Below are 1430 nucleotides of genomic sequence, written 5' to 3'. Positions count from 1 at the left end.
GTGGCCGACTGCTCCTCGACCGCGGAGGCGATGGTGAGCTGGTAGTCGTTGATCCGGCCGATGATGGCGCTGATCTCGGCGATCGCTTCCACGGCGCCGGCGGTGTCGGCCTGGATGGCCTGTACCCGCCGGGAGATGTCCTCGGTGGCCCGGGCGGTCTCCTGCGCGAGGTCCTTGACCTCGCTGGCCACGACGGCGAAGCCCTTGCCGGCCTCGCCGGCGCGGGCGGCTTCGATGGTGGCGTTGAGGGCGAGCAGGTTGGTCTGCTCGGCGATCGAGGTGATCACCTTGACCACGTCGGCGATCTGGGCCGAGGACTCGCCGAGCTTGCTCATGGTGCTGGTCGTGCCGGCGGCGACCTCGACGGCTTGGGCGGCGACGCTGACGGCCTCGTTGGCGTTGTGTGAGATCTCGCCGATCGAGGAGCCCATCTCCTCGGAGCCGGAGGCGACGGTCTGTACGTTGCGCGACACTTCCTCGGCGGTTTCGGCGACCACGTTGGCCTGTGCCGACATCTGCTGGGCGGCGGCGGCCATCGAGCCGCTGACCTCGGTCAGGTGGTGCGACGAGGTGGCCAGGGTCCCGGAGGTGTCGACGATGTGGGCGACGGTGTCGCGCATCGACACCCGCATCCGCTCCAGCGCGGTGGCCATCTGGCCGACCTCGTCGCGTGTGTCGATCTCGACGGGCTCGGTGAGGTCGCCGTCGGCCATCTGGCCGAGCAGGTCGCGCACCTTACGCACCGGGGTCACGATGAGCCGGGACGTCCACAGCGCCAGTGCGACCCCCACGGCGAGGCCGGTGATCGCCGAGGCGAGGGTCGCGATGAGGACGGTCCGTGCCGTGTCTTCGGCGGCCTTGTTGGCCTCCGCGCGGGACTTGTTCACCGACGCGACGAGCTTGTCGGTGGACACGGTGAGCTTGGCGAACAGGTCGTTGGAGGGTCCGTTGAGGAGCTTCACCGCGTCCGCGGCGCTGGTGGGGCTGTTCTTCTTCAGCGTGGCGACGATGTTGTCGTCGTTGGCGTACACGTCCTTCCACGTCGCGCGGATCTCGGCCATCAGCGCTTTCTGCTCGGGGCTCATCCACTCCTCGTGCACCCCGTCGAGTACGCCGTTCAGGCTCGTGACGGCGTCGAGGTAGCCCTTGCGGTTGGGGTTGCTCGGGTCGGCGGCCGTCGCCGGGTCCTTGTAGTAGCCGTCCAGGATGTACCAGGCCTGCCAGGCGATGAGGTCGAGGTTGTACCACGCCAACTGCTTGGTCTCGCTGGCCACAGTGCTGAGCTGGCTGACGCGCTCTCTGGCGGCCGACTGGTGGGACGAGCCCCACACGCCGACGCCGGCCACCGCGATGACGCTGAGGACCAGCGCGGCCACGGTGGCGATGAACTTGGTGCCGATGCGGGTGTCGGCGTAGCGCTGGCGAAGCGA

Annotated in this window: 1 protein-coding gene; it reads right to left on the bottom strand. The window is 69.0% G+C overall.

Annotated elements, in window-relative coordinates:
• The coding region (locus HC028_RS26770; protein WP_240940810.1) for a methyl-accepting chemotaxis protein at nucleotides 1-1430 on the bottom strand (1430 nt) is incomplete at both ends.

It is taken from the genome of Planosporangium flavigriseum (assembly GCF_011947225.1).
Lineage (GTDB): Bacteria > Actinomycetota > Actinomycetes > Mycobacteriales > Micromonosporaceae > Planosporangium > Planosporangium flavigriseum.
Note: the sequence above shows the minus strand (reverse complement) of the source record. Positions and strands in the feature narration are given on the sequence as shown.